This window comes from Acinetobacter tandoii (genome assembly GCF_008867985.1).
GTDB classification, from domain to species: domain Bacteria; phylum Pseudomonadota; class Gammaproteobacteria; order Pseudomonadales; family Moraxellaceae; genus Acinetobacter; species Acinetobacter tandoii.
Genome location: NZ_VXLD01000014.1, coordinates 33,766 through 56,244 on the forward strand (window position 1 = coordinate 33,766; position 22,479 = coordinate 56,244).

Here is a 22,479-nt window from a genome sequence, read left to right on the forward strand (position 1 = left end):
AAGATGGGCTTCTATTTACCACAGACTGACAAAGTTATTGCGACGCAAGAAACCTATAAAGCCTATGGAACGACTGATATCACTGTGCGTTACCGAGATACTGCAAGTGAAACTACAGGCTCTAAACAAGTGACGGCATCAAACCTTAAGTTTGATCTCACTAATGGCTTTGATGAACAGATTCTTACTGGTTCAGTACGCTTTAAAGCGGGTGCAGACACCTTTATTGACCGCAGTGGTTTAATTTACCGTAATGTAGATCCGACCACAGGCAGTGCAACACAGAGTGGATCTATTCAATATGGTACAGGTGTTGTCACTGTTGATAGCTGGACACCAGGAGCGGATAACACGCTCACACTCCAATCGCTCACGACTACAACTGATCTTTTGCCCATTCACCATGTCAGTTTTAGAACACCAACGATTCCGATTCGTCCTGGTTCTCTGACCGTTGTTGTAGGCGCAATCAGCGGAGGGCAGTTAACCCTGACTGCGAATGAAGCTGGTCTGATTGAGACGACACAGGCTCACGGTTCGATTAACTATGAAACTGGTTTTGTCGATATTTATTTCTATACCAAAACCAAGATTACAGAAGCCAATCGTGCTGAAATCGAAGCTGAAGAATGGTATTTGCCTGAATTGGAATTTATTGAAGGCACAGATCATTATATCAATGTGCCATTCTGGATTGCTGCGGATAGCGTGCGTTTCAATGCAGTGGCATATACCTATATTCCACTGGATGCCGATATCCTAGGACTCTCTGCAACGCGCTTGCCACCAGATGGGCGAGTACCCATTTTTCGTGTGGGGGATCTCGGGATTATCAGTGCAACCAAGCTTCAAGAGTTGCCAAGCCATGTTGCAGGGCAAACTTACAACTTGAATGATCAGCGTATTTCGTGGTGCGAGTTGCAGGATGCCCATGGAAGCAAAGTGCCCTTTGATTTATATACGGTGGATTATGATTATGGGCGTGTGACTCTGGGTGGTGATTTTGCCTTGGGTGCTTTGGTTGCTCCAATCTCGGCAAAGCATCGCTATCAGGATATGGGCTTGATTAATGATGTGCAGATTAATGGCCAAGTGACATTTACCAAGCCTTTGACGCACAACTATCAAGCAGAGAACACAGTGGTTGGATCCGCTTTAGTCATCAATGATATGCAGTCGCGCTATACCAATAAATTTGTCCAGTCTGTGTGGAATAACACATGGGTCGATACAGCAACAGGCGCAAGTCTTTCAGCCAATTACAATGATGCGCTTTATCCGATTCAAGTCACCAATAAAGGTGCGATTCAGGAATGCTGGGCGATTGTGTTTACCGACACCACTAACTTCAGAATTATTGGTGAGGATGCGGGCCAAATTGGAACGGGTTCAATTAATGTAGATTGCTCTCCGATCAACCCAGTTACTGGTTCTCCTTATTTCACCATCAAGAAAGAAGGTTGGGGAACAGGTTGGGTATCAGGCAATGTACTGCGTTTCAATACCAAAGCAGCAACATTCCCAGTTTGGTGCATTCGCACGGTGAAGCAGTCTGAGCCGACAACAATCTCGGATCAATTTCAGATCATGTTCCGAGGCGATATTAATCGCAATGTCTAAAGTGAATTAACAGAATATGGCCGCTTAAGCGGTCTTTTTATTGGATAAAAGAATATGGTTGCAAGTACAGATCTTAAGTTCTATGTGCATACCAATAACAATGCACCCCAGTTGACCAATAATTTTGGCTGCATGATCGATGTGCTCGATGCGTGTCTGGTCAACGGGTTTGGTTCGCAAACCGTAGCTACATTAACTGCCAGTGGAACGACAGTGACAGCAACATTTGGTGCAGCGCATAATTTTATGCAGTACCAAGTGATTAAAATAGCCGGAGCGAATCAGGCTGAGTTTAATGGTGAGCATCGGATTCTCACTGTGCCAAATGCGAATACCATTACATTTCAACTCGCATCTGCACCTAGTATAAGTACTGCAACAGGTACCATGACATGCTCACTACCGCCGATTGGTTGGTTAAAACCTTTTAGTGCTGCTGGAAAAGCCGCGTATAGATCTGCAAACATCTCATTACCTAGCCGTCCATATTTACGTGTTGTTGATGCAATGGACCCAGCTTATACAACCACTTACGCTAAGTTTGCCAAAGTTGCAATTGTGGAAGATATGACTGATATCGATACGATGCTTGGAACCCAAGCACCATTTGATTCAGCAAACCCTGATAAAAATTGGGTTGGTACGGGTAGTGGTACCACAGGGTTTAATGGGTGGGCGAAGTGGCATTATGCCAATATTAGTGCATTCAATCAGCAACCATCTCTAATTAGCTCACCAGCAACAGGAAATAGAAATTGGATTTTAGTAGGTACAGCAAATTATTTTTATATTTTCCCAACGACAACATTAAACGATACTGCAAACTTTGCTTGTTATGGATTTGGTTATCATCGGTCATTACTATTATCTGACTTGAGTAATGTTTTTTTGAGTTGCCATGTTGATTACAGAGCAAATAATGCGGGTATGGGGTTTCCTTCCGGCCTCACATCTTTGCGAGCATCAGGGTCTTTAATTTTATTTAAAAACTATGCTCAATCATCAAACTACACAACAGGCGGGGTCATTTCACTTTACCAAATGGGTGTTACGGGTAGCACTAATATGGTTGGAGCTTACTCGTTAACATCAGTAGCACCCTTTGGCCCAGTCTACATTATGGAAGATAATAATAATGTTTTGCGTGGTGAAATACCGAATATTTACTGGCTTTACCAAAATAAACCATATTCACATCTACAGCAGTTTGAAAAAGATGGATCTGTATATTTAGTCGTAAATATTACCTCTAGCGCAGGTACCCAGGGTCAACTGGTGGTTAAGATTGGAGATCTGTAATGTTAATTGGATTAAAAGTTAAAGCAGCAGTATGCAATGGCATTGAATCAAATCTACTCGATAATCTTAAAGGTCTTTCAATTAAAGGACAGATCCGTGAATTAAATATACCTTACCCTTGTGATGTTCGCCTTATTGAGCGCTCAACTGGACGAGTAATTATGAATAGATCTACTGATCAATATGGTAATTTCGAATTTGATCATCTCAAAGCAACTAAATTCACAATTATTGCTCATCACCCATTGAATACATTTAACGCAGTGATTGCGGACTTGGTGGTGCCGAAATGACAGTACAAATATCAAAAAAAGCAGGAATTTTAGCCCTGCAAGCACATGCTGATTTTTTGGATACAGGTAGTGGTTCCGCATATTTCGTGTATTACAGCGACACTAAACCTGAGAGCACTGAAATCGCAGCAAATCCTGCAAATGCATTATGTACATTATCATTGCCCGAGCCTTGCATCAAGCAAGTATTAGTTGATGGGATTGAGCTCTATCCAACTGACACAGCTCTGGCAGCTAAAGCAGGAACTGCTATCTGGGCTCGTTTATACAATGGAGATGATGAACCTTATGCAGATTTCACAATTGGTATGTCAGGCACAGATATTGTTTTAAATAGCGCTGATATTGCACTGGGCTCTCATCAAAAACTCGACAGCATCATTCTGAAACCCTACTGATTTAGAGGTGGTCAATGTCTTACACGCCACCAGACGCGCATAATGTCGTACTTGATTTTGAGCAACCACTTACACCAATCGATAGCCATAACGTTGTATTAAATTATGCTGATGTTGAGCCACAATTAGGTGTTTTACTCGCTACGATCAATACCAATATTCAGGCTGAAATCAGCGGTAGAAATTGGGGGAATATTGATAATCGAGGTGCCTTGCTTGCTGTAATTGATACGTCTATTCGAGCCAGCATATCTGGCATCAACGATATTAATCATACACTTGGTATTGAAACTTACTGGGTTGCTGAATATCAGAGAGCAATTCCATGTTTGACTACACCTGAAATATCATGGTCAAAACCAAACTTTAAGGCACATCACAGTGTCTTTTTTTATGACTCAGGGTTGACCATTAGTCATTCTGCTGAGAGTAACTTTCAGGCAGGGCTTGCACTTAGGGTAGCAGTGCAAAAAGCCTTTGAACAAGGCACAGGGTTAAGTAGTTCAGGTTATTTGTATTGGCAAGAGAATCAAAAGTCCTTCATCAATCAAAGCTTGGTTTTTGAAGAATCAGCCAAGCTAAGGATTCAGCACTTCACAGGATGGGATGAGCTCATTCGCAAGCGTAAGCAGCTGACATTCAGTCATGAAGTTGCACAGGTTTTCGAGCATCAATTTTTATTTGACTGGGATAAAGGTTTAGAGCTTGTCACTCAGGATTCTATTCTCTGGGAAAAGGCTCGGCCCACTTATTACCGCAAACATGTAATTGAGCCTTGGCCAGAACCTCAAGTTCCGCAATATCTAGGGAGTGGTGATCTAGATTTTAACTGCTTGTGTATTGATGTTGATGCACACAACGTCATTCTGAATTTTGGCGTAGACGACTGCATACCTGCAATAGCTCCAAAACCATGGTGGTATATCGTGAATGAAATTAGCGTAACGCGCTTTGATAATGGGCAAAACATTAATGTGCTAAGCGGTAACTACCGTACCGATCGGCAGAGTTGGTGTTGGTCCTATAGCTTGATGATTCCTGCCTCGGAATTGTCAAAGTTAGATCCAATTGCAGGACAGCCCGTTATCCTGAAAATTGTAGTGAATGGCTTTGAGCATTTGATGTTGCTTGAGAACCGCACTCGATCACGGCAGTTTGCCAAAGAAACTTATACTTTGACGGGGCGTAGTCCATCAGCTTTGCTGGATTCACCATCTTCACCGCCTCGGGCGTTCCTTCAGGAAAATGAACGTACGTCAGTGCAATTGGTTCAGGCTGAGATTGATCGATCAGCTTATCCGGATCTTGGATTGAATTGGCAATTGATCGATGCATTGGGTTGGATTGTACCTACTGAAAGCTTTAGTTATTCAGGATTGACGCCGATCAAAGCCATTCAAGAAATTGCTGCAGCTGCAGGTGGTTTTGTATATAGCGAAGCGAATAGTCAGGCGATTTCGGTCAAGCCTCTTTATAAGAAAACTTTCTGGGATTCGATGAACATGAATGACTATGACATTCTGTTGCCTGAATCAATTGTCACTGAGTTATCTACGGATTATGAGACATATCCAGATTATAACGGCATTAGCCTCACCAATGACAAAACAGGTGCTACAGGGCTGGTGAAACGCACAGGCACCAGTGGCGATGTAATGGTAGAGACGGTTAACAACAATCTGTTCACTTCCGCATCGGTGATGGGAGCTTATGCTAAGTCGGCATTGGCCAAAGCAGGAATGGTCGAGATGCATACATTTACTATGCCTTTAGCTCAAGAAATTGGTCAATGCAAACCTGCAGATGTCCTGGCATTTAATGCAGAGTGGTGGGGCATTGTAGATTCGGTCAGTTACTCATTTACTTACAGTAAGGTCACTCAGACTGTCATCGTGGAGCGAGCTAATCATGAGTAATGCATATAAACGTCTGCTGGATCTTATTCCAAGGGATTCAGAGTTTGTGGGTACTGTTCAGACTGCGAAGCATCCCAACTATAAGGTATTGGTCATTGATGGATCAGGTTTGGTGGCTTGTTCAGCATCAACCTCATTTGAAGTGGGCAATCGGGTGTTTGTACGTGGGCAATTAATTGTAAGGAGTGCACCAACAGGTGAAGTCATGAATATTGAAGTTTGAGTGAAAAGAAGTAAGTGCCGCATTAAGCGGTTTTTTTATGTCAAAAATTTGGGGAAATATATGGAGCCTGTCTCTACAAGTAGTTTTGGATTAACAGCACTTTTGAAATTTTATGGTGCAGCAATTATGGTGACCTTAGCTGTGGCTTTGGTTGCTGCAGTCGTCTTAATGACACGTATGCCACGCTCACCACAAGAATGGGCAGTGGGTTTAATCTGCACAGTGGTCTCCAGTCTGGCGGGTGGATCATTCATCATTGTTAAATTTTCCCTGCATTCATGGGTGACTGACATTTGGGGGATGATTACGCTCGGTGGCTTCTTCTTTGTATGTGGATTACCTGGTTGGGCCATTGTGCGCTGGATTTTCAATTACATCGAGAAACAAGAAGGAAAAACCATTATAGAAGTCATGAAAGAGCTGAAGAAATCGAAAGACAACCTGACGAAATAACATCAATTCAACCAATGCCGCCGAAAGGCGGTTTTTTATTGCCTAGAGGAAAGTGGAATGAACATCGAACAGTTTTTAAATGAATTGATCCAGCGCGAAGGTGGTTACGTTAACGATCCAACCGATCGTGGTGGTGCGACCAAATATGGCATTACTGAGGTGGTAGCACGAGCGAATGGCTATAAAGCGCAGATGAAGGATTTGCCTATTGAGTTAGCAAAATCCATTTATAGAAAACAATACTGGACTTCGCCTCGCTTTGACCAGATAAATACTATCAACTCAAAAGTAGCCGAAGAGTTGCTTGATACAGGCGTGAACTGTGGTGTTGCCTTTGCTAAACCACTTTTACAACGTGCACTCAATTTGTTGAATAACCAAGGTAAAGAAGGCTGGGCGGATTTGGCGGTTGATGGGGTGTATGGTCCAGCAACGTTATCAGCTTTAAAAACCTACTTGGCCAAGCGCGGTAAAGATGGAGAGACCGCTTTATTGCGAGTTCTGAATATATTGCAAGGTAACCGCTATATTGAAATTACTGAGCGCAATCCATCTCAAGAGAAGTACTTTTATGGATGGGTATTGAACCGGGTGGTGATCTGAAAGCCAGGACATGATTAGTCGTTCTGTATGCAGTATTATTTTTTTAGGTGTAAATGATCAAACCAAGTAAGTTTAGAAAACTACTGGTTTGATCTTAATAAAACTAAAGTAAAACACTAAATTTAGTAGAAAATATTAATAGTGAATTTTAATTTTAATAAATTATGGAATTAATTCATATATTTAATTATATTAATCATTCAAATAATAACTTGGGTATTACATGAAAAAGATAATTTTATTAGCAATAATGCTGGGGCTGGTTGGATGTGGGGAGAATGGTTCATCTGATGTCACTTCAACCACAAACAATCAAAGTACAGAACTAACATCAAATAGTACGCAGCAAGCATTTTCTCGATCAATATCTACGCATTCAATGACAGTACCTTTTGGGGGATGGAACTTATCATCTAATCCAATTCCTTTGGGAGCATCAGCATTTTATGAAGCCGTTAATGGCTTACGCACATCATCATTTGTACTTACAGCAGACGCCTCTCAGGTAGCAAAGGTTCTCAGAGGTGGAGCAGCTAATATTGCATTAACAATTGCAGTGGATCAGATACTAGGGGCAGTAGATTGGATTTTAGATCCTGCGAATAACCAAATTGTTTATAAAAATGATTGCACTAAAAGTGATTGTCCAACTCCATTTATGTGGAGAACAAATACTTATGACCATACGATTGCTAACAATCCTAATGAGTCTTGTTTTAAGTTTGCTCAACCAGCGGATACAAGACTGCTTAAGTATGTTTCGCATACAATTGAAAAGACTTCTTATGATGATATTTATAAATGTCATTTTGTTTGGTATTCCTATTCTTCAGCATCAAACAGCACGCAAGTAGCTACCATTAAATCATTTGCTCCTAATCCTGATTTTGAAGAAGAGAAAAAAACTTTACCTCTCCAAACCGTTGCACAAAAAATAATTGAAAATGCTGATGCCGGAAGTCTGGATGCTCAAGTGGCGACAATGGATGCTGCTGCGCAGATACTTGCGGATGCTGCAAATGATCAAGTCACTCAACAGTCGATTGTTGATCAATTGGAGAATAATGCGAAATGCCCAAGTGGTATAATGAGTAAATCAGGACAATGCTGGGTATGCACCAAAGAAGATTACCCAGTAATTACTCAGAGAACCAAATTAGCCAAAGTAGAAACTGCTCGTTTAGGTAAGTGTTTGCCTGAAATGGACAATACAGCATTATTTATAAGAATTAACGCTTTTAATGAGTTTGTCCAAGCTAGAGTAAATGAAAATTCTTGCTGGGTTCCTCTAGATCCAGGACATGTTCAGCAAGAGCAAGATGGTAGAAATGGGGCTTTAAAATGTACAAATTATCTCAAGTAGACCAAATTTTTATTCAAGAGCTGCATGATGCTTTTGATGATGTTCATTTGGAAGATAGATTTACTCTCTTAGAAGAGGACTTTGCAGATACTAGTTACTTGAGAAGGTATCCTCATCAACAGCCTTATGATTTGAATGCTGTAGATTATTTTTCGAAGAGCAATCTACTCAATGAAATAAAAAACAGTGACTTATTGGTTGGTGAAAAAAATGATTTAATTTTAGCAATTAATGAAGAGCAACGAGTTATTAATCATTATCGAACATGGGGAGTTGTACCATTTGAGTATTTGAATAAGTACGCACATGGATTTTACTTCATTACACCTGAGGCATATGTATTTTACACACCCGCTTTAATTTTAAACTTAGTTTTAAACCCAGAATTTTTTAAAGGTGTGGCTTTTGATAAGTGGCTTTCAAGATTATTAATGGAAGTAAATGAACATAACTCATTAACTTTATTTAATAATAATCAGTCAAGATTAATAAAAAAATTTCTCAGTAATATTTTATTAAATAAATCTATTATTGATTTTATAGAGGCTGGAGACGTCAAAAGAGCCCTAGAAAAAATAAATAAAAATTAATTATTGATGTAGTTTATGGGGTAAAAGATCTATCAGGTTTTTTACCCCATTTTCAGGTTTCTAAACCTTAATTTTTAGTGAACGGCATTTTCATTACAGTCATACATTTAATTATTTGTTCAGCATATAATATTTAAATCTATAGTTTCCCAACCTAAATATCCTATGAATATTGAACACACGATAAATATTTAATTCACTGTCCCTAAAACTGGTATCAACTTAGGTCCAGCCATCCTCGCTTTGCTAATGATCTCCACCAGCTCATCATAAGTCAGTTCAAACTTATCCTCGCTATCAAAAACATAAACCATGCCCTTTCGCTCAAGCACAGAGGGAGTAGGTGGCACAAAGCGTTTCGGGATTAGGATCTGTGTAAGTTGTTCATCAGTTAGTTTAAATAAGTGCATGTTTTATCCTACTCTTGGTAAGTCAGACCATTTTGTTAAATACGATGGTGATCTAAGGTTTTGATTCATGTGCCATGTGGCTTCTTGATTATTAGCAATGCCAAGCGTGACGAGGTTCTTCCCAAACCGTTCACTGATGGCTTCAATTGCATCGGATAGTTTTTCGCGCTCTTGCTTATGCGAATAGTCGGTAAATAAGTCGGGCACAAACTTGGATTTATCTGTGATTTCGAGCAGCACGATTCCTGCCTTTTTATACTTAAAACCCTTCTTAAAAATCTGATCGATACCTTTCATCGCAGCCTTGGTGATAAGTAACAAGTCGTCTGTATGCTCATGCATCTGAACGACGATATAGGGCGAGTAACGCTGAGTCTTATCAAATCGACTGGTTTGAATATAAACCCCAATCATCTTGCAGATTGAACCATCATCTCGCATTCGCTTTACTGCTCTGGCTACATAGAGTCGTACTGATGCTTTGAGATCATCCACTTCATACACAGGGCTGCCATACGAACGACTACTGATGATTTGTTTCTTCGCTACTGCATCATCAGTTAAGTCGATACAAGACAAACCCTGCAACTCAAGCACTGTCTTTTCCATCACGATACTGAACTGTTTTTTTATTTCTTTATTATTGGCATTAATCAGATCTAGAACAGACTGGATGCCCATAGCATTGAGCTTCTTACAGTTCTGTCTGCCGACGCCCCAAACTTCAGATACATCAACTTCAGCCAGTAAAGTCTCAGCAGAGCACGGGTCCATATGAACTAAATTACACACGCCACCAAAATACTTGTTCTTCTTGGCGAGATGATTGGCAATCTTGGCTTCGGTTTTAGAGCGACCAATTCCAATACAGCAGGGTAGGCCTAACCACTGGAATGCTTTAGTTCTCATATCTTGCGCATATTCTGTGAGGTCAAATAAGTGCTCATATGCGGTGAGCTTTAAGAAGCATTCGTCAATTGAATAGACTTCTTGCTCTCCAGATGCAACATAACTCCCGAGAAGCTCCATAAAGCGTCTGGACATTTCACCATATAAGGAGAAATTACTCGAGAGAACCTGAATGTTATGTTGTTTGATCAGATCCTGAATTTGAAATACAGGAACCCCCATCTTGATACCCAAGTCTTTTGCTTCTTGGCTCCTGGCCACGGCACAGCCGTCGTTATTACTGAGCACAATGGTTGGGCGATCATTTAGGGCAGGATTAAACACACGTTCACACGAGACGTAGCAATTATTCACGTCGACTAACGCGAATATTTCATTTTCACTTTTCATTTTTGTTTTTCTTTTTTATGAGCGGTGATGAATACGCTTTAAGTTAAAAGTCACAACTCCCCAAACAGATATCGTCTGATTGTCGCTGGGAATGATGTGATTGTATTTAGGATTCTCAGCTTTTAACCAAAGATCTGGAAGGGGATACTCTTCATCTCCGAAAATCTCTTTGATTTCAGACTTAGACATCTTGCTTGTAATCATTAACCGTTTAATAGTCGAAGCACTATTATCGATTAATGCAATTACGATGTCGTAATGCTTTGCTTCTATGCTGCGATCGACAATGAAAGCGTCATTGATCTCAAAACCTGCATCGAGCATGGATTCACTATCTACATAAGCTATGAATGTAGAAATAGGGTTCTGAATCAGGAATTCATTGAGATCGAGTGCTTTGTCTTGTTCGTCTTTTGTACTGAAGGCTGGACCAGCAGGAATACGCTCCAAAGAGACTGGAATGGAGACTTTTGATTTTGGTAGTACTGCAGTAAGCCCTAATTTCTCAACAAGTTCATTTTGAACAGCGATTTGTTCTAGAACAGTATTGATGGTGGGGCTTGGTTTCCCGTCTTGACCCATGAGAGCTTGTAAGCTCAACCATGCATCATCCGAGAAGTAGATAGGCAACTTCTTAGACATGTGATACTCCTACGCTACGAGGCGTGTTTGGAAGTAGAATTTGTTTAAATAGGATATTACTAACAGGGATTAAAATTCAAATTTAAAAAGTTGTGGATAAACAGCAACAAGTCAAAACTTGTCGTCACTCATAGTGCATTTGGTCGAAAATCTTTCATTGAAGACTTAGGCATTGCATCAAACTCACCTAAAGGCATATCCAAGAAAAAGTCAGGTGCATCTTCATGATTGCATTGTAGCCAGTCTTTTCTTAGCTGTTTTGGGATTACAATGATTGACCGTTTTTCATCGTCTGGTGCATGAAACTGATTCATAAATGGATGCTGATCTGAATTGATTGTCAACATACTCATCGATCTAATTTCCTGACCATTTACAACAGCGTACTCATAAATCCCAGCTATCGTAAAAGGCATTTCATCCTTACGATAGATTCCCCACCATTCAGGCTTTCCATCGATATATTTAGGCTCAAAAATCACATCAGCAGGGATAAGGCAGAATTGGTTCTTCTTCCAGGCATTTCGAAAACTGGGCTTTTCATGCACAGTTTCAGATCGGGCATTAAACGTATTGTGGACTTTTTTTAAATCTTTGACCCATGGAGCAACCAAACCGAATCGCGCAAGTCTCCATTCTAATTGTTCTTTTTTTGAGAAAAGCAATGGAGCTTCATAGTTAGGGTAAGTGTGTTCTTTGTATTGGAAAGTTGGCTCTAACAATTCCAATAGATGAATCCGATCTTTTCGGATAGGTAGATAGTTGGAACACATGGAAAAGTCTCTTTATTCTCATTATTATGCTTAAACAATACATTATGATAACGATAAAATGAATATTACAAAAATTATTACAGGAATCATTATTACATTCATGTTTTTTGCGTTATGGGCACCGAATGCATCACAAACTCGAAATATTGATCCACGGTTGGCTTCGCAGATGGAAGCGAGCAATGCCATGGCTATTTGTATGCGAAGTACAACCAGTTAAAAAGCATTGATTAATGCGATGATGATAAAGGCGATTCAAAGATGCAGGTTAATAAGGTGTTCATACAAGGCTGTGAGAGCTTTTTTAAGAAAGCCCTCAAGTGAGGGTTTAGGATTTACTGTTTTACGGCAATCCAATCAACATCACACTTTTGTCCATTTTTAAAAACTAATTGATTGGAATAAGAGTATTTTTCATAAATTAATACTGCTTCATCGCCATAAGTATATTCATAACAATATTTTGTCTTGATGACTAAACCTGTAGAGTTATCCATGTATAAATTACTATCGTCTCGTTTTACATAAACTTTATAATATTCAGCATTAGCAGCTGAACATGTAAATGAAATCATAATTACAATAGTTAAATAAAACTTTTTCATTTCATATATTTAGATGTATTAAAGTATTTGAATAATACTTACTAATCACCAACTGTCAACTTTTCCCTACTAATTATCAATTTTCTTTGAATAAATTGTTAATTTTCGATACGCTTTAAAGCAGCCTCGCGAACAAAAATTATTTGATCATTTGCAAGCATTTTCAAAATATGAAGTGGAGCCTTTTTATTATATGCGACTCTTTCTCGAACTACTTCACTCTTATCTTTGGATAATAATTCAAATAGCTCAGGACTAAGCTTTCTCTTACTAGCGACAGCTGCTCGTACAGAGTCATCCATATCTCGTGCAAGAATGTTTAAAATATTTAATGGTACTGTACGATTGTGCGCTACCCATTCTTTCATTTCTGGGAACTTGGAAATAACATCCATCCAAACAGTGTCAGTGGCTTCTTCATGGACTGCACGCATATATTTGTCAGGTGCTTCACTTCTACGCAGTAAAACAAATTCTTCAGCTGATTTAATCATTTAATACTCAAGATATATTCCAAACACTCAGTTTCTCTTAGTAACTTTAGCTATGAAGATTACTCAAAACCACATAATTATTCTTCAAACCCAATGACCAACCTGGTTCTTTGTAAAATGGCTCACTAATGCTGAGCAGAAATTTTATGTAAATATAGGGCCAATCATTCATTGAGAACACCTTAGCTTAATAATTAGAAATATAGTAAACATTAAGATTCAATTAATCCGCTTACCATAAGATTATTATTAATAAAAAGATAGGTAGATCTTATGACAACTACTAGAAATCTTGACGAGGTACTAAGCAAAGTACCTGAAGTCACATTACTCTTTTGGATTATTAAAATTGCTGCTACGACATTAGGTGAAACAGCGGGGGATGCTTTATCTATGTCCTTAAATCTAGGATATGCGATAAGTACAGGCATCTTTACCATCATTTTTGCGATCTTTGTCGCAGCGCAAATTAAGGCAAAAGAATATAGTCCTTTTTTCTACTGGGCAACGATTATTGCAACAACAACACTTGGAACCACAATAGCCGATTATGTCGACCGAACTTTAGGCGTTGGTTATCTTGGTGGAAGTCTCATCCTTTTAGGATTATTGCTCGCATCTTTATTTACTTGGTACCGTAGCAGTGGGTCAATTTCGGTTAACAATATCCAATCGTCAAAAAGTGAGGCATTTTACTGGTTAACTATTATGTTCTCTCAAACACTTGGGACGGCATTGGGGGACTGGACTGCAGATACGCAAGGCTTAGGGTATACAAGCGCAGCATTGATTTTCGGTGGACTATTATTGGTATTAACCTTCCTGTATGTATGGACTAAGGTGTCAAGAACCTTTCTATTCTGGTCAGCATTTGTACTCACTCGACCATTAGGGGCTGTTCTTGGAGATTTCTTGGATAAGCCTATTAGTCATGGTGGGTTAGATCTCAGTAGATTTGGAGCTTCATTTGTATTGCTTGCATTTATTATCATTTGTCTTGTTATCTTTAAGCCGAAAGCAGCAAAAATAGCACATTGATCCCAGAGGTGTAGATTAATTGAGGGCAGTTCGAATAATCGCCATTATGTTTAATAGGAAATCTCAATCGGGTGCTATCTGTTTCTTAAGATATCAATTCGACTAATAAAATAATCATTGCCATTAACAGTATATTTTAATGAGTAGTAATAACAAATTCGGTCATCAGCATAGATTTGCTTTAGATCAAATAATTCATTTTGATATCTAGGAATGCTGTGAAATTGACTGATACTGCCATCATCGTTTTGAAAAGTAATATAATCTTTTGGCCCAGCCCGAGTAGCTCCAGGGCTAGTTTTGATGCCTAAATATTTACCACACACTTTTATTTTATCAGTAGCTAATATTGATCTTTCAACATCTTTTTTAAGTGTATAGCTAGAATATATAAAATAAATCACAAGAAATACTAATAATATCAAAAACTTATTAATTTTATGATCTAAATATCCAAATACAAAGTAGAATATATGTTTGTCTATTAATTAAACTTTAGGAAAATATAAAAAATTTTACATAGGTTTTAAATTTTCCGTAGATTCAAATCTACAACATTTACATTATGTGTAGCTAGAATTATAATCTATAGCACTCTTTAAATTAATGATTGTTAACTCTTTGATCATAAAGTTTAATTTACGAAGATTTTCCAAATCCACCTAAAAATATTGGCAACTACATTCGGAAATAAATAACCTATCGCGAAGCAACTGATTACTGTAAAAATTACAATTTTAGATGAACTGATTGTAGAGTTTAGATATAGGGTGGAAAATATTGCTAGACCTAGACCTAGGATGATCCCACCAATAGAGTAGAAAAATGCAGTAATTAATCGTTCAGAATTATTCATTATGGTCCCAAAATTCTAATTATTTAAAAAATAGTGTTAATTTATGGAATATAAAATAAAAATACCAAGTTTCCCACTACAAAGCCATCAAACCTTAAATCCATCCCTCAAGATAGGACCTAAATGATTGGAAATAGTGATTCTCTCTTAGCTACTGATTTATCATCTTAAGTCAACTAAGACCTTATTGTACTCACAATTAGGAGGAATTTAATTTATATCATTCTTTAAGTAGACATAGATTATTCCTTATACACTTTTTGTATCAATTATTTTTTAATTTACCTTGTGTTTAAATCTTGGATAATTTAAATATTTGATTACAAGAATTATTAAGGTCTTTATGATGAAAAAAATGGCAGTGCTTAGTGCACTATTTTTTATGTTAATTTCAGCTACATATGCAAATCCTATTAAAGTTAATGCATATAGTTCCATTCAAAATGTTAAAAGTATTGCACTTGATTCAACTGTGCAGTCTCAATTACAGATAGTGCTAGCCCAAGATTATTCTAATTTCTATAATAATTTTGAAGAGTATGCAGCTCCATATAAGCTGAAGACAGCGAATGCTTTGTATTATGAAGGAAGAACGCGAGATTCTACTGCATATTCAGCAGCAACGATTTATGAAGATGGAAGAATATTTGCTGCTACATTTGATAAAAACAACAATACTTTAAAATATTTCACCAATGATGCTAGCTGTTCAAAATCTTTACATCCAACGATTCAAGTATTCTTAAAACAATTTAATAATCCTAAAATCATTTATGCTAATGCGAATAAAAATTCGATTCTTAAATTTAATGTAAATCAAAAAACAGATTGTAGCTCATATGTGGTAGCCCCATCGCTCAAATCAGGAACTCAAGCACAGGCAAGAGTTGCTTCAGTTAGTGATCAAGAGGCTGCAAAAACGATTGCAACCAATATTTGGGGGGCATCTATAGCAAATTCATGGGATTATAATGCGGAGGTTGGAGTAGTTTTATCTCAGGCAGTACAGGCTATTAGTACATGTTCAGCTAATTTTAGTTTGGTTCCAAAACCACCTGGTTACGGGGCAGCTCCAGGGCTCTCATACATAGGTAAATATTTTACTAACATAATTGCCTACATTACCGGTGTCAAACAACAGCCAACATATAAAACTTGTATAGTTACGGTTGCAGCAAGTTATAGATCTGCAATGGAGATGGCATCTCTAGGCATTTAACTGATAGGTGTATCTTAGTTTTGATATTCTTGAGTTTCGATGTTTTTAATTATCCCGTTCATATTTGAATGGGGTAATTCCTTATTTTTAAATTAAAAAATAATTAGTAGCTTAATATTCTCTTCTATATGAATGAGTGAATTTATATAAGTTAATCAACATGTACTATCTGTTAAAAAAAGTCACCTATCTATTCTATAATTCTCAGAGACGATCAGATTTTTCATAAAAGGGGGCACTAGTGCTGAGTAGGAATTTAATGTGGAAGTAGAGCCAATCTTTCATATTTGGATTCTTATAAAAGAGTTTTAATTGTTGTGAGATATTAGCAAAAATTTAGCATTTTATGATCGTCAATACGGTCAATCTTTTCTATATTTTCGATAATAATATTGCAGGAATTTTGCCAAAGTCTTGAAGACTGTTTCGATAATTATTGAAAAAACATAAAGATAGCGTAAATTATAAAACTTTTATTGATATTTGTTATTTATACATAAATCGTAGGTAATAGATAAGAGCGATCATAAAACAACAATATGATTTCAAAAATAACTACTAAAGTTTTAAGACTGGCAACCCTTAAATTCAATATTTTTATTAGGTTACAAGTATGTTTTTGTTGATATAAGTAAAGAATATGTATACTTTTTTATACTTAGATCAACAAAAAAGGAAATAATGTGAATCTTATCTTTAAAAAAATTTGGAATAAATCTCTAGGGTGCTGTGTCGTTGTATCAGAAAATACCAAAAATTCAGGTAAGGGGAATCAGATCACTGGAAGCGTGCAACAACCATCAAAAAAAACCAGTAACATCCAATTATTTAAGTTGAAACCACTCGTTGTGGCTACAGGTCTATCTTTAATCAGTTTAGTTTCGCAACAAGTGTTTGCTGAGCAAGTGATTACATGTGGCGCACAAGGCTCTAACAATAATCCGAGTATTGCGACTGCTGGATTAAATAATACGATTATTTCCCAACAATACTGGGGAACACTTTATTGTTTAAATCAACCTTCAGGCACATTGGTTTCCGATAATAAACTGTTGAATGATGATTTAAATGTAACAATTAGTACTGATACTTTAAAAGTTGGGGTAGGTGGAATTACCTCTAAAGGTACATTAGGGAATGATCCTGGAAATGGTTCAATTTCCTTCAATAGTAATAAAATCACTAACCTATTAAATGGTACATCTTCCAATGATGCGGTCAATTTTGGACAACTAAATTCAGTAGCAAATGTTTTTGGTGGTGGTTCTGGTTTTAGTGGAGGAGTATTTACTGGACCAACATACACAATACAAGGTTCAAACTATACAAATATTGGTAGTGCATTTACTGCAGTGAATACGAAACTAACCAACCTACAGAGCCAACTTGATGCTTTACCAGGAGGTGGTGGAGCTGATGGTAAGAGTGCATATGAGATTGCAGTTGATAATGGTTATGTCGGTTCTCAAACACAATGGCTGGCTTCACTTAAAGGAGACAAGGGCGATAAAGGTGATGTAGGTGCTACAGGAGCTCAGGGTATCCAAGGTGATAAGGGTGATAAAGGTGATACTGGAGCCCAAGGTATTCAAGGTGTTAAGGGCGACAAAGGTGATGTAGGCGCTACAGGAGCTCAAGGTATTCAAGGAGACAAGGGCGATAAAGGTGATGTAGGTGCTACAGGAGCTCAAGGTATCCAAGGTGTTAAAGGCGATAAAGGTGATGTAGGTGCTACAGGAGCTCAAGGTATCCAAGGTGTTAAAGGCGATAAAGGCGATACTGGAGCTCAGGGTATTCAAGGTGACAAGGGCGATAAAGGTGATGTAGGTGCTACAGGAGCTCAAGGTATCCAAGGTGACAAGGGCGATAAAGGTGATGTAGGTGCTACAGGAGCTCAGGGTATCCAAGGTGTTAAGGGTGATAAAGGTGATACTGGAGCTCAGGGTATCCAAGGTGTTAAGGGTGATAAAGGTGATACTGGAGCTCAGGGTATCCAAGGTGACAAGGGCGATAAAGGTGATGTAGGTGCTACAGGAGCTCAGGGTATCCAAGGTGTTAAGGGTGATACCGGAGCTCAAGGTAAGAGTGCATATGAAGTAGCTGTCGATAATGGATATAACGGAACTGAAAAAGACTGGTTAACAAGTCAAAGTGGTAATAGTCCATATCTTGATGTTGATCCTAATACAACTTCAATAGGAGCAAAAGCAACTGGAACTGGTGCAACGGCCTTAGGTGATGGTGCCGTAGCAGATGGTAATCACAATACCGTTGTAGGATCTGGTGCCTCTGCAAAGGGCGAATCAAATACAGTGGTAGGTAAAGGAAATAATGTCAAAGGCAACAGGTCTGGAGCTTTTGGGGATCCAAATCTTGTTCAAGGGGATGGAAGCTACGCAGTTGGTAATGATAATACAATCAATAGCAATAATAGCTTTGTAATAGGAAATAACGTAAATACCTCAGCTAAGAACTCAGTAGTTTTAGGAAATGATTCTGCATCTTCTCGAGATAATACTGTATCAGTAGGAGCATCAGGAAAAGAGCGCCAAATCATCCATGTCGCAGCAGGTATTGAAGATACTGATGCTGTAAATGTGAAGCAGATGAAAGACGGAAATGCCAAAGTACTAACAGATGCCAAAGCCTATACAGATACTAAGGTTTTAGATTTAGAAAATAGCTTTAGAGATACCTCAAATCGTATAGACCAAACAAATCATGATGTTCGTAAAAATCGTGAAATTGCTGCACAAGGGATAGCTGGTATAACTGCAATGGCAAATATTCCGATGCCTGCGGAGCAGGGTGCTTCGACTGTAGGTCTAGGTATGGGGCACTTTGATAGTCAATCCGCAATCGCAGTGGGAGCAAGTCACTATTTCGAAAATGGAGTGGCTGTTAAGGGGGCATTTTCATCAGGTTTCAATAATGGAAACACAACGACAGTAGGCGCTGGTGTTTCTTATACTTGGAAATAATTTAGTTAATTAAAATCATTAAAAAGGCATGCCTCAAATTAAGGCATGCCTTTTTTATTTGTCTGTATTTTGCTGTTTTACATATTAAAAGAAAATGAGTGCTAATTTTTAAGATGTAAGCGTGTCAAAATGGTCAATCTAACAAATATTTTTGTAAATGATATTGTGAAAATTTTGTGAAAATATTGTGAATGATTCTTTAGAACTCAAGAATCTGAAAAGCTCATTCGATAAATTTCATACAATTATGCTAAGATTGGTGAGTAAAAATCTCTTTTATATATTGAACTAAATGTCTGAATTTAAAATAGAAACCCATCCACTTGAACCATTTTTACCAGTAAATGCAAAATTACTGATGCTGGGTAGTTTTCCGCCACCGAAAACACGTTGGAAAATGGATTTTTATTATCCGAATTATCAGAACGACATGTGGCGAATCTTTGGTCTTATCTTTTTTCAAGACAAAGCGTATTTTCTAGATCTTCCAAATAAGAATTTTTATGAGCAGCAAATCCGTGATTTCTTAACTGAAAAAGGGATCGCTATTTTTGATACGGCATATCAAGTTGTTCGTTTAAAAGATAATGCCTCAGATAAATTTTTGCATATAGAAACTCCGACCGATCTAACGACCTTATTAGCCAAGATTCCTTTTTGTCAAAACATTGTTACTACAGGGGATAAAGCGACAGACACGCTTATGTTATCCATGCCTGAAGGCACGGAAAAACCTATAATTGGGACAAGTTCACAGACATTTTTTGCAGATCGGGAGTTAACTTTATCTCGAATGCCATCATCTTCGCGCGCGTACCCATTAGCATTAGAGAAAAAAGCTGAAGCCTATGAACAGCTTTTCCAAAAAATTGGTTTAATTTAAATAGATGTATCTTTCAAGTTAGAGCCTAGAGTCTTAGGCATACTTTTTGGCATAGAAGACACATATAATGACGGCGAAACACACGAAAATCATGGCAAAATCGATAGATTCATGAAGTACTAGAGTACAAAGTATGAGCCCCAAAAAAGGTTGTAAAAGTTGAATTTGCCCAACACGTGCAACGCCGCCTAATGCCAAACCTTTGTACCAAAAAACAAAACCAATCAGCATGCTAAAAAGGGAAACATAGAACAATCCTGCGTATGCTGTAACAGGAATTGATGCCCAATTTTTAGGATAATAAATGCCAAATAACAGCAACATTAAAGGTAAAGCAATAATCAATGCCCAGCAAATGACTTGCCAACCACCGAGCTGTTTTGAGAGTTGTCCACCTTCGGCATAGCCTAAACCACAAACCAATACAGCAATAAGCATATATAGATCACTGCTAAGATGAAAACTTTGCTGATCTTGAAACCACATAAAGATGGCAACAAAACTGCTACCTATGATTGCAGAAAGCCAAAATTTATTTGAAGGTCTTTCGCCTGCACGTAACACTGCAAAAATGGCGGTTGCTAAAGGGAGTAATGCAACAAAAATAAGGGCACGTGCCGCAGTCATGTGTTCTAAAGCAAGAGCTGTAAAAAATGGAAAACCGAACACAACACCAAATGCAATTACAATTAAAGATTTGATTTGTTTAAGGTTAGGAATGGGTTGTTTAAATAATAGAAGGCAAAATATTGCGAGTCCAGCGGCGATGACAGCACGAGCACCTGTGAGAAATTCTGGACTGAATCCCACCACAGCAAGACGTGTAGCAGGCATAGAACCTGCAAAAATGACCATACCTAGAAAGCCATGTATCCAACCCATATTACTTTGCTTCATGCTTAAATCTCATTTTTCTATAATTCAATTACATGCCAAATGAGAAGCTCTAAACAGATACAATCCAGTACAATTTTAAATAACTGTATTGGTATACAATTCCCACTGTCAGAAATCTATTAAGTTGAATATTAGTTATCATGCATACTCACAGCAAAATTGATATTGTGATGGAAAAAATCAAATCCCAAATTGCAAACCAACGTTTTGTTGCTGGGGCACGCTTACCTTCGGTACGGCGTTTAGCGCAAGATCTCAATTTTTCAATTTCGACAGTTGTGGAAGCGTATGCACGTTTAGTTACAGAGGGTGTACTTGAGGCAAGAGCGGGTTCTGGGTTTTATGTTAAAGGACAGATGCAAACAAAGAAAATAGCAGAGCATCATGTTCAATATGAGCGAGAAATTAATCCTTTATGGATTTCACGCCAATCTCTGGATGCAAATGAAGAAACGCTTAAACCTGGTTGCGGCTGGTTACCTCCAGAGTGGATGCCTGAAAGTAGTTTACGTAAAGCTCTAAAACATGCAGCTAAATCATCTTTAAAGATGTTAGTGGAATATCCTGTACCGCATGGTCATATGGGCTTAAGACAATGGATTGCCCGTAAAAATAATCAATATGAAATACAAGTTGAACCCTCGCAGATTTTAATTACAGATTCTGGTACTCAGTCTATAGACCTAATTTTTCGTGTACATTTGAAAGCTGGGGATGTCATTCTAGTCGATGATCCATGCTATTTTAATTTTCAGGCATTGATTCAAGCCCACCATTTACAGGCAATTGCAATTCCATTTACAGCCCAAGGTCCTGATATTGAACGTTTCGAACAAGCCTTACAATATCAACCCAAGCTTTATTTAACCAATTCTGGAATTCATAATCCAACTGGTGCGACCTTATCCATACAACGAGCTTATCAAGTTGCCAAATTAGCGGATCAAGCGAATCTAATGATTGTGGAAGATGATATTTTTTCAGAGTTTGAATATGTTCCCGCACCTCGTTATTGCACACTTATGGGTTTAGGGCGGGTGATTCAAATTGGTAGCTTCTCTAAAACTTTGACCGCTTCACTTCGCTGTGGTTATATTGTTTCTAGTCAACAAGATATTGAAAAATATATTGATTTAAAAATAGCAACTAATTTTAGTAGTGGACATTTGAATGCAGAAATCATATTTTCTGCACTTATGGATAGTCAATATTTAAAACATATCGAGTCATTAAAAAAGAAACTCAATACCAGTATGGGGTTATGTATTCAACGATTAAGGCAACTGCATATAGAACCTGTACTTATTCCCAAAGCTGGAATTTTCTTATGGTGTAAACTTCCTTCAGAGATTGATGCAGCAGAATTATCTCGACGTTGTCTAAAACGTGGATTAATTCTTGCTCCAGGGCATGCATTTAGCCAATCAGAAGGTGCAAAACATTTAATGCGTTTTAATGTAGCGCAGTGCATGAATCCCCAAATATTTGAGATTATTGCGGAAGTGATGGATAGTTTTAGTTTTGATCATGAAAAACCAAATTCCAAAATGTTGATTAATAAGAATGAAATGCAACCGAATTAATTTTTTGATGAGAAAATGTATAAGATGTAATGATTTTGTCA

Annotated in this window: 24 protein-coding genes; 16 read left to right on the forward strand and 8 right to left on the reverse strand. The window is 38.0% G+C overall.

What is annotated here, in order from left to right; translation table 11 throughout:
- Window positions 1-3: 3 nt before the first annotated feature.
- From F4W09_RS14970 to F4W09_RS15015, 10 genes are all read left to right on the forward strand, one after another.
- A complete protein-coding gene (locus F4W09_RS14970; RefSeq protein ID WP_151505243.1) occupies window positions 4-1,620 on the forward strand; it encodes a hypothetical protein in 1,617 nt (538 codons plus the stop codon).
- A gap of 54 nt (window positions 1,621-1,674) precedes the next feature.
- The gene (locus tag F4W09_RS14975) at window positions 1,675-2,919 is read left to right on the forward strand and encodes a hypothetical protein (RefSeq protein ID WP_151505244.1); all 1,245 of its coding nucleotides are present in this window, start codon (window positions 1,675-1,677) and stop codon (window positions 2,917-2,919) included.
- Window positions 2,919-3,212, forward strand: coding sequence for a carboxypeptidase regulatory-like domain-containing protein (locus F4W09_RS14980; RefSeq protein WP_151505245.1), 294 nt, complete (start codon window positions 2,919-2,921; stop codon window positions 3,210-3,212). The genes F4W09_RS14975 and F4W09_RS14980 overlap by 1 nt, the downstream gene beginning before the upstream one ends.
- Window positions 3,209-3,610, forward strand: a complete 402-nt coding sequence (locus tag F4W09_RS14985) for a hypothetical protein (protein WP_151505246.1) — start codon at window positions 3,209-3,211, stop codon at window positions 3,608-3,610. The genes F4W09_RS14980 and F4W09_RS14985 overlap by 4 nt, the downstream gene beginning before the upstream one ends.
- Before the next feature lie 14 nt (window positions 3,611-3,624).
- The gene (locus tag F4W09_RS14990; protein ID WP_151505247.1) at window positions 3,625-5,526 is read left to right on the forward strand and encodes a hypothetical protein; all 1,902 of its coding nucleotides are present in this window, start codon (window positions 3,625-3,627) and stop codon (window positions 5,524-5,526) included.
- The gene (locus tag F4W09_RS14995) at window positions 5,519-5,749 is read left to right on the forward strand and encodes a hypothetical protein (protein ID WP_151505248.1); all 231 of its coding nucleotides are present in this window, start codon (window positions 5,519-5,521) and stop codon (window positions 5,747-5,749) included. Before F4W09_RS14990 ends, F4W09_RS14995 begins: the two co-directional genes overlap by 8 nt.
- 60 nt (window positions 5,750-5,809) lie before the next feature.
- Window positions 5,810-6,202, forward strand: a complete 393-nt coding sequence (locus F4W09_RS15000; protein WP_151505249.1) for a hypothetical protein — start codon at window positions 5,810-5,812, stop codon at window positions 6,200-6,202.
- Window positions 6,203-6,259: 57 nt separating this feature from the next.
- Complete coding sequence (locus F4W09_RS15005) at window positions 6,260-6,805, forward strand: glycoside hydrolase family 108 protein (protein ID WP_151505250.1); 546 nt, start codon at window positions 6,260-6,262, stop codon at window positions 6,803-6,805.
- 223 nt (window positions 6,806-7,028) lie between these two features.
- A complete protein-coding gene (locus tag F4W09_RS15010) occupies window positions 7,029-8,168 on the forward strand; it encodes a hypothetical protein (RefSeq protein ID WP_151505251.1) in 1,140 nt (379 codons plus the stop codon).
- Window positions 8,147-8,758 carry a hypothetical protein gene (locus tag F4W09_RS15015; RefSeq protein ID WP_151505252.1) on the forward strand — a complete coding sequence of 204 codons (612 nt, stop codon included), beginning with the start codon at window positions 8,147-8,149 and terminating at the stop codon, window positions 8,756-8,758. The genes F4W09_RS15010 and F4W09_RS15015 overlap by 22 nt, the downstream gene beginning before the upstream one ends.
- 191 nt (window positions 8,759-8,949) lie before the next feature.
- Here F4W09_RS15015 and F4W09_RS15020 read toward each other — a convergent pair whose 3' ends face one another.
- The 4 genes from F4W09_RS15020 to F4W09_RS15035 all read right to left on the reverse strand — a co-directional run bounded on the left by F4W09_RS15020 (window position 8,950) and on the right by F4W09_RS15035 (window position 11,882).
- Window positions 8,950-9,168 (reverse strand): hypothetical protein, encoded by a 219-nt coding sequence (locus F4W09_RS15020; RefSeq protein ID WP_151505253.1) that lies wholly within the window; start codon window positions 9,166-9,168, stop codon window positions 8,950-8,952.
- 3 nt (window positions 9,169-9,171) lie between these two features.
- Complete coding sequence (locus tag F4W09_RS15025; protein WP_151505254.1) at window positions 9,172-10,467, reverse strand: Y-family DNA polymerase; 1,296 nt, start codon at window positions 10,465-10,467, stop codon at window positions 9,172-9,174.
- Between the two features lie 15 nt (window positions 10,468-10,482).
- Window positions 10,483-11,109 (reverse strand): LexA family protein, encoded by a 627-nt coding sequence (locus F4W09_RS15030; protein WP_151505255.1) that lies wholly within the window; start codon window positions 11,107-11,109, stop codon window positions 10,483-10,485.
- Window positions 11,110-11,237: 128 nt separating this feature from the next.
- Window positions 11,238-11,882 carry an SOS response-associated peptidase gene (locus F4W09_RS15035; RefSeq protein WP_151505256.1) on the reverse strand — a complete coding sequence of 215 codons (645 nt, stop codon included), beginning with the start codon at window positions 11,880-11,882 and terminating at the stop codon, window positions 11,238-11,240.
- 58 nt (window positions 11,883-11,940) lie between these two features.
- On the opposite strand from F4W09_RS15035, the gene F4W09_RS17175 reads away from it, so the two are divergent.
- Window positions 11,941-12,102 (forward strand): hypothetical protein, encoded by a 162-nt coding sequence (locus tag F4W09_RS17175; RefSeq protein ID WP_171492447.1) that lies wholly within the window; start codon window positions 11,941-11,943, stop codon window positions 12,100-12,102.
- 115 nt (window positions 12,103-12,217) lie between these two features.
- On the opposite strand, the gene F4W09_RS17350 is transcribed toward F4W09_RS17175, so the two are convergent.
- Together F4W09_RS17350 and F4W09_RS15045 are read right to left on the reverse strand one after the other, a co-directional pair.
- Window positions 12,218-12,379 carry a hypothetical protein gene (locus F4W09_RS17350; protein WP_244948583.1) on the reverse strand — a complete coding sequence of 54 codons (162 nt, stop codon included), beginning with the start codon at window positions 12,377-12,379 and terminating at the stop codon, window positions 12,218-12,220.
- A 206-nt stretch (window positions 12,380-12,585) separates the two neighbouring features.
- Window positions 12,586-12,981, reverse strand: coding sequence for a hypothetical protein (locus F4W09_RS15045; protein WP_151505257.1), 396 nt, complete (start codon window positions 12,979-12,981; stop codon window positions 12,586-12,588).
- A gap of 273 nt (window positions 12,982-13,254) precedes the next feature.
- Between F4W09_RS15045 and F4W09_RS15050 the strand changes: the two genes are divergently transcribed.
- Entirely contained in the window at window positions 13,255-14,019 is a 765-nt protein-coding gene (locus F4W09_RS15050; RefSeq protein ID WP_151505258.1) for a COG4705 family protein, read from the forward strand.
- 74 nt (window positions 14,020-14,093) lie between these two features.
- Here F4W09_RS15050 and F4W09_RS15055 read toward each other — a convergent pair whose 3' ends face one another.
- The gene (locus F4W09_RS15055; RefSeq protein WP_151505259.1) at window positions 14,094-14,423 is read right to left on the reverse strand and encodes a hypothetical protein; all 330 of its coding nucleotides are present in this window, start codon (window positions 14,421-14,423) and stop codon (window positions 14,094-14,096) included.
- Window positions 14,424-15,221: 798 nt separating this feature from the next.
- On the opposite strand from F4W09_RS15055, the gene F4W09_RS15065 reads away from it, so the two are divergent.
- The 3 genes from F4W09_RS15065 to F4W09_RS15075 all read left to right on the forward strand — a co-directional run bounded on the left by F4W09_RS15065 (window position 15,222) and on the right by F4W09_RS15075 (window position 19,958).
- Window positions 15,222-16,094 (forward strand): hypothetical protein, encoded by an 873-nt coding sequence (locus tag F4W09_RS15065; protein WP_151505261.1) that lies wholly within the window; start codon window positions 15,222-15,224, stop codon window positions 16,092-16,094.
- Window positions 16,095-16,777: 683 nt separating this feature from the next.
- On the forward strand, window positions 16,778-19,075 hold the full coding sequence (locus F4W09_RS15070; RefSeq protein ID WP_151505262.1) for a YadA-like family protein: 2,298 nt from the start codon (window positions 16,778-16,780) through the stop codon (window positions 19,073-19,075).
- 292 nt (window positions 19,076-19,367) lie between these two features.
- Complete coding sequence (locus F4W09_RS15075) at window positions 19,368-19,958, forward strand: uracil-DNA glycosylase family protein (RefSeq protein ID WP_151505263.1); 591 nt, start codon at window positions 19,368-19,370, stop codon at window positions 19,956-19,958.
- A 33-nt stretch (window positions 19,959-19,991) separates the two neighbouring features.
- On the opposite strand, the gene F4W09_RS15080 is transcribed toward F4W09_RS15075, so the two are convergent.
- A complete protein-coding gene (locus F4W09_RS15080) occupies window positions 19,992-20,855 on the reverse strand; it encodes a DMT family transporter (protein WP_151505264.1) in 864 nt (287 codons plus the stop codon).
- Window positions 20,856-20,995: 140 nt separating this feature from the next.
- Here F4W09_RS15080 and F4W09_RS15085 point away from each other — a divergent pair, with 140 nt between their 5' ends.
- The gene (locus tag F4W09_RS15085) at window positions 20,996-22,438 is read left to right on the forward strand and encodes an aminotransferase-like domain-containing protein (RefSeq protein ID WP_151505265.1); all 1,443 of its coding nucleotides are present in this window, start codon (window positions 20,996-20,998) and stop codon (window positions 22,436-22,438) included.
- Window positions 22,439-22,479: the final 41 nt, after the last annotated feature.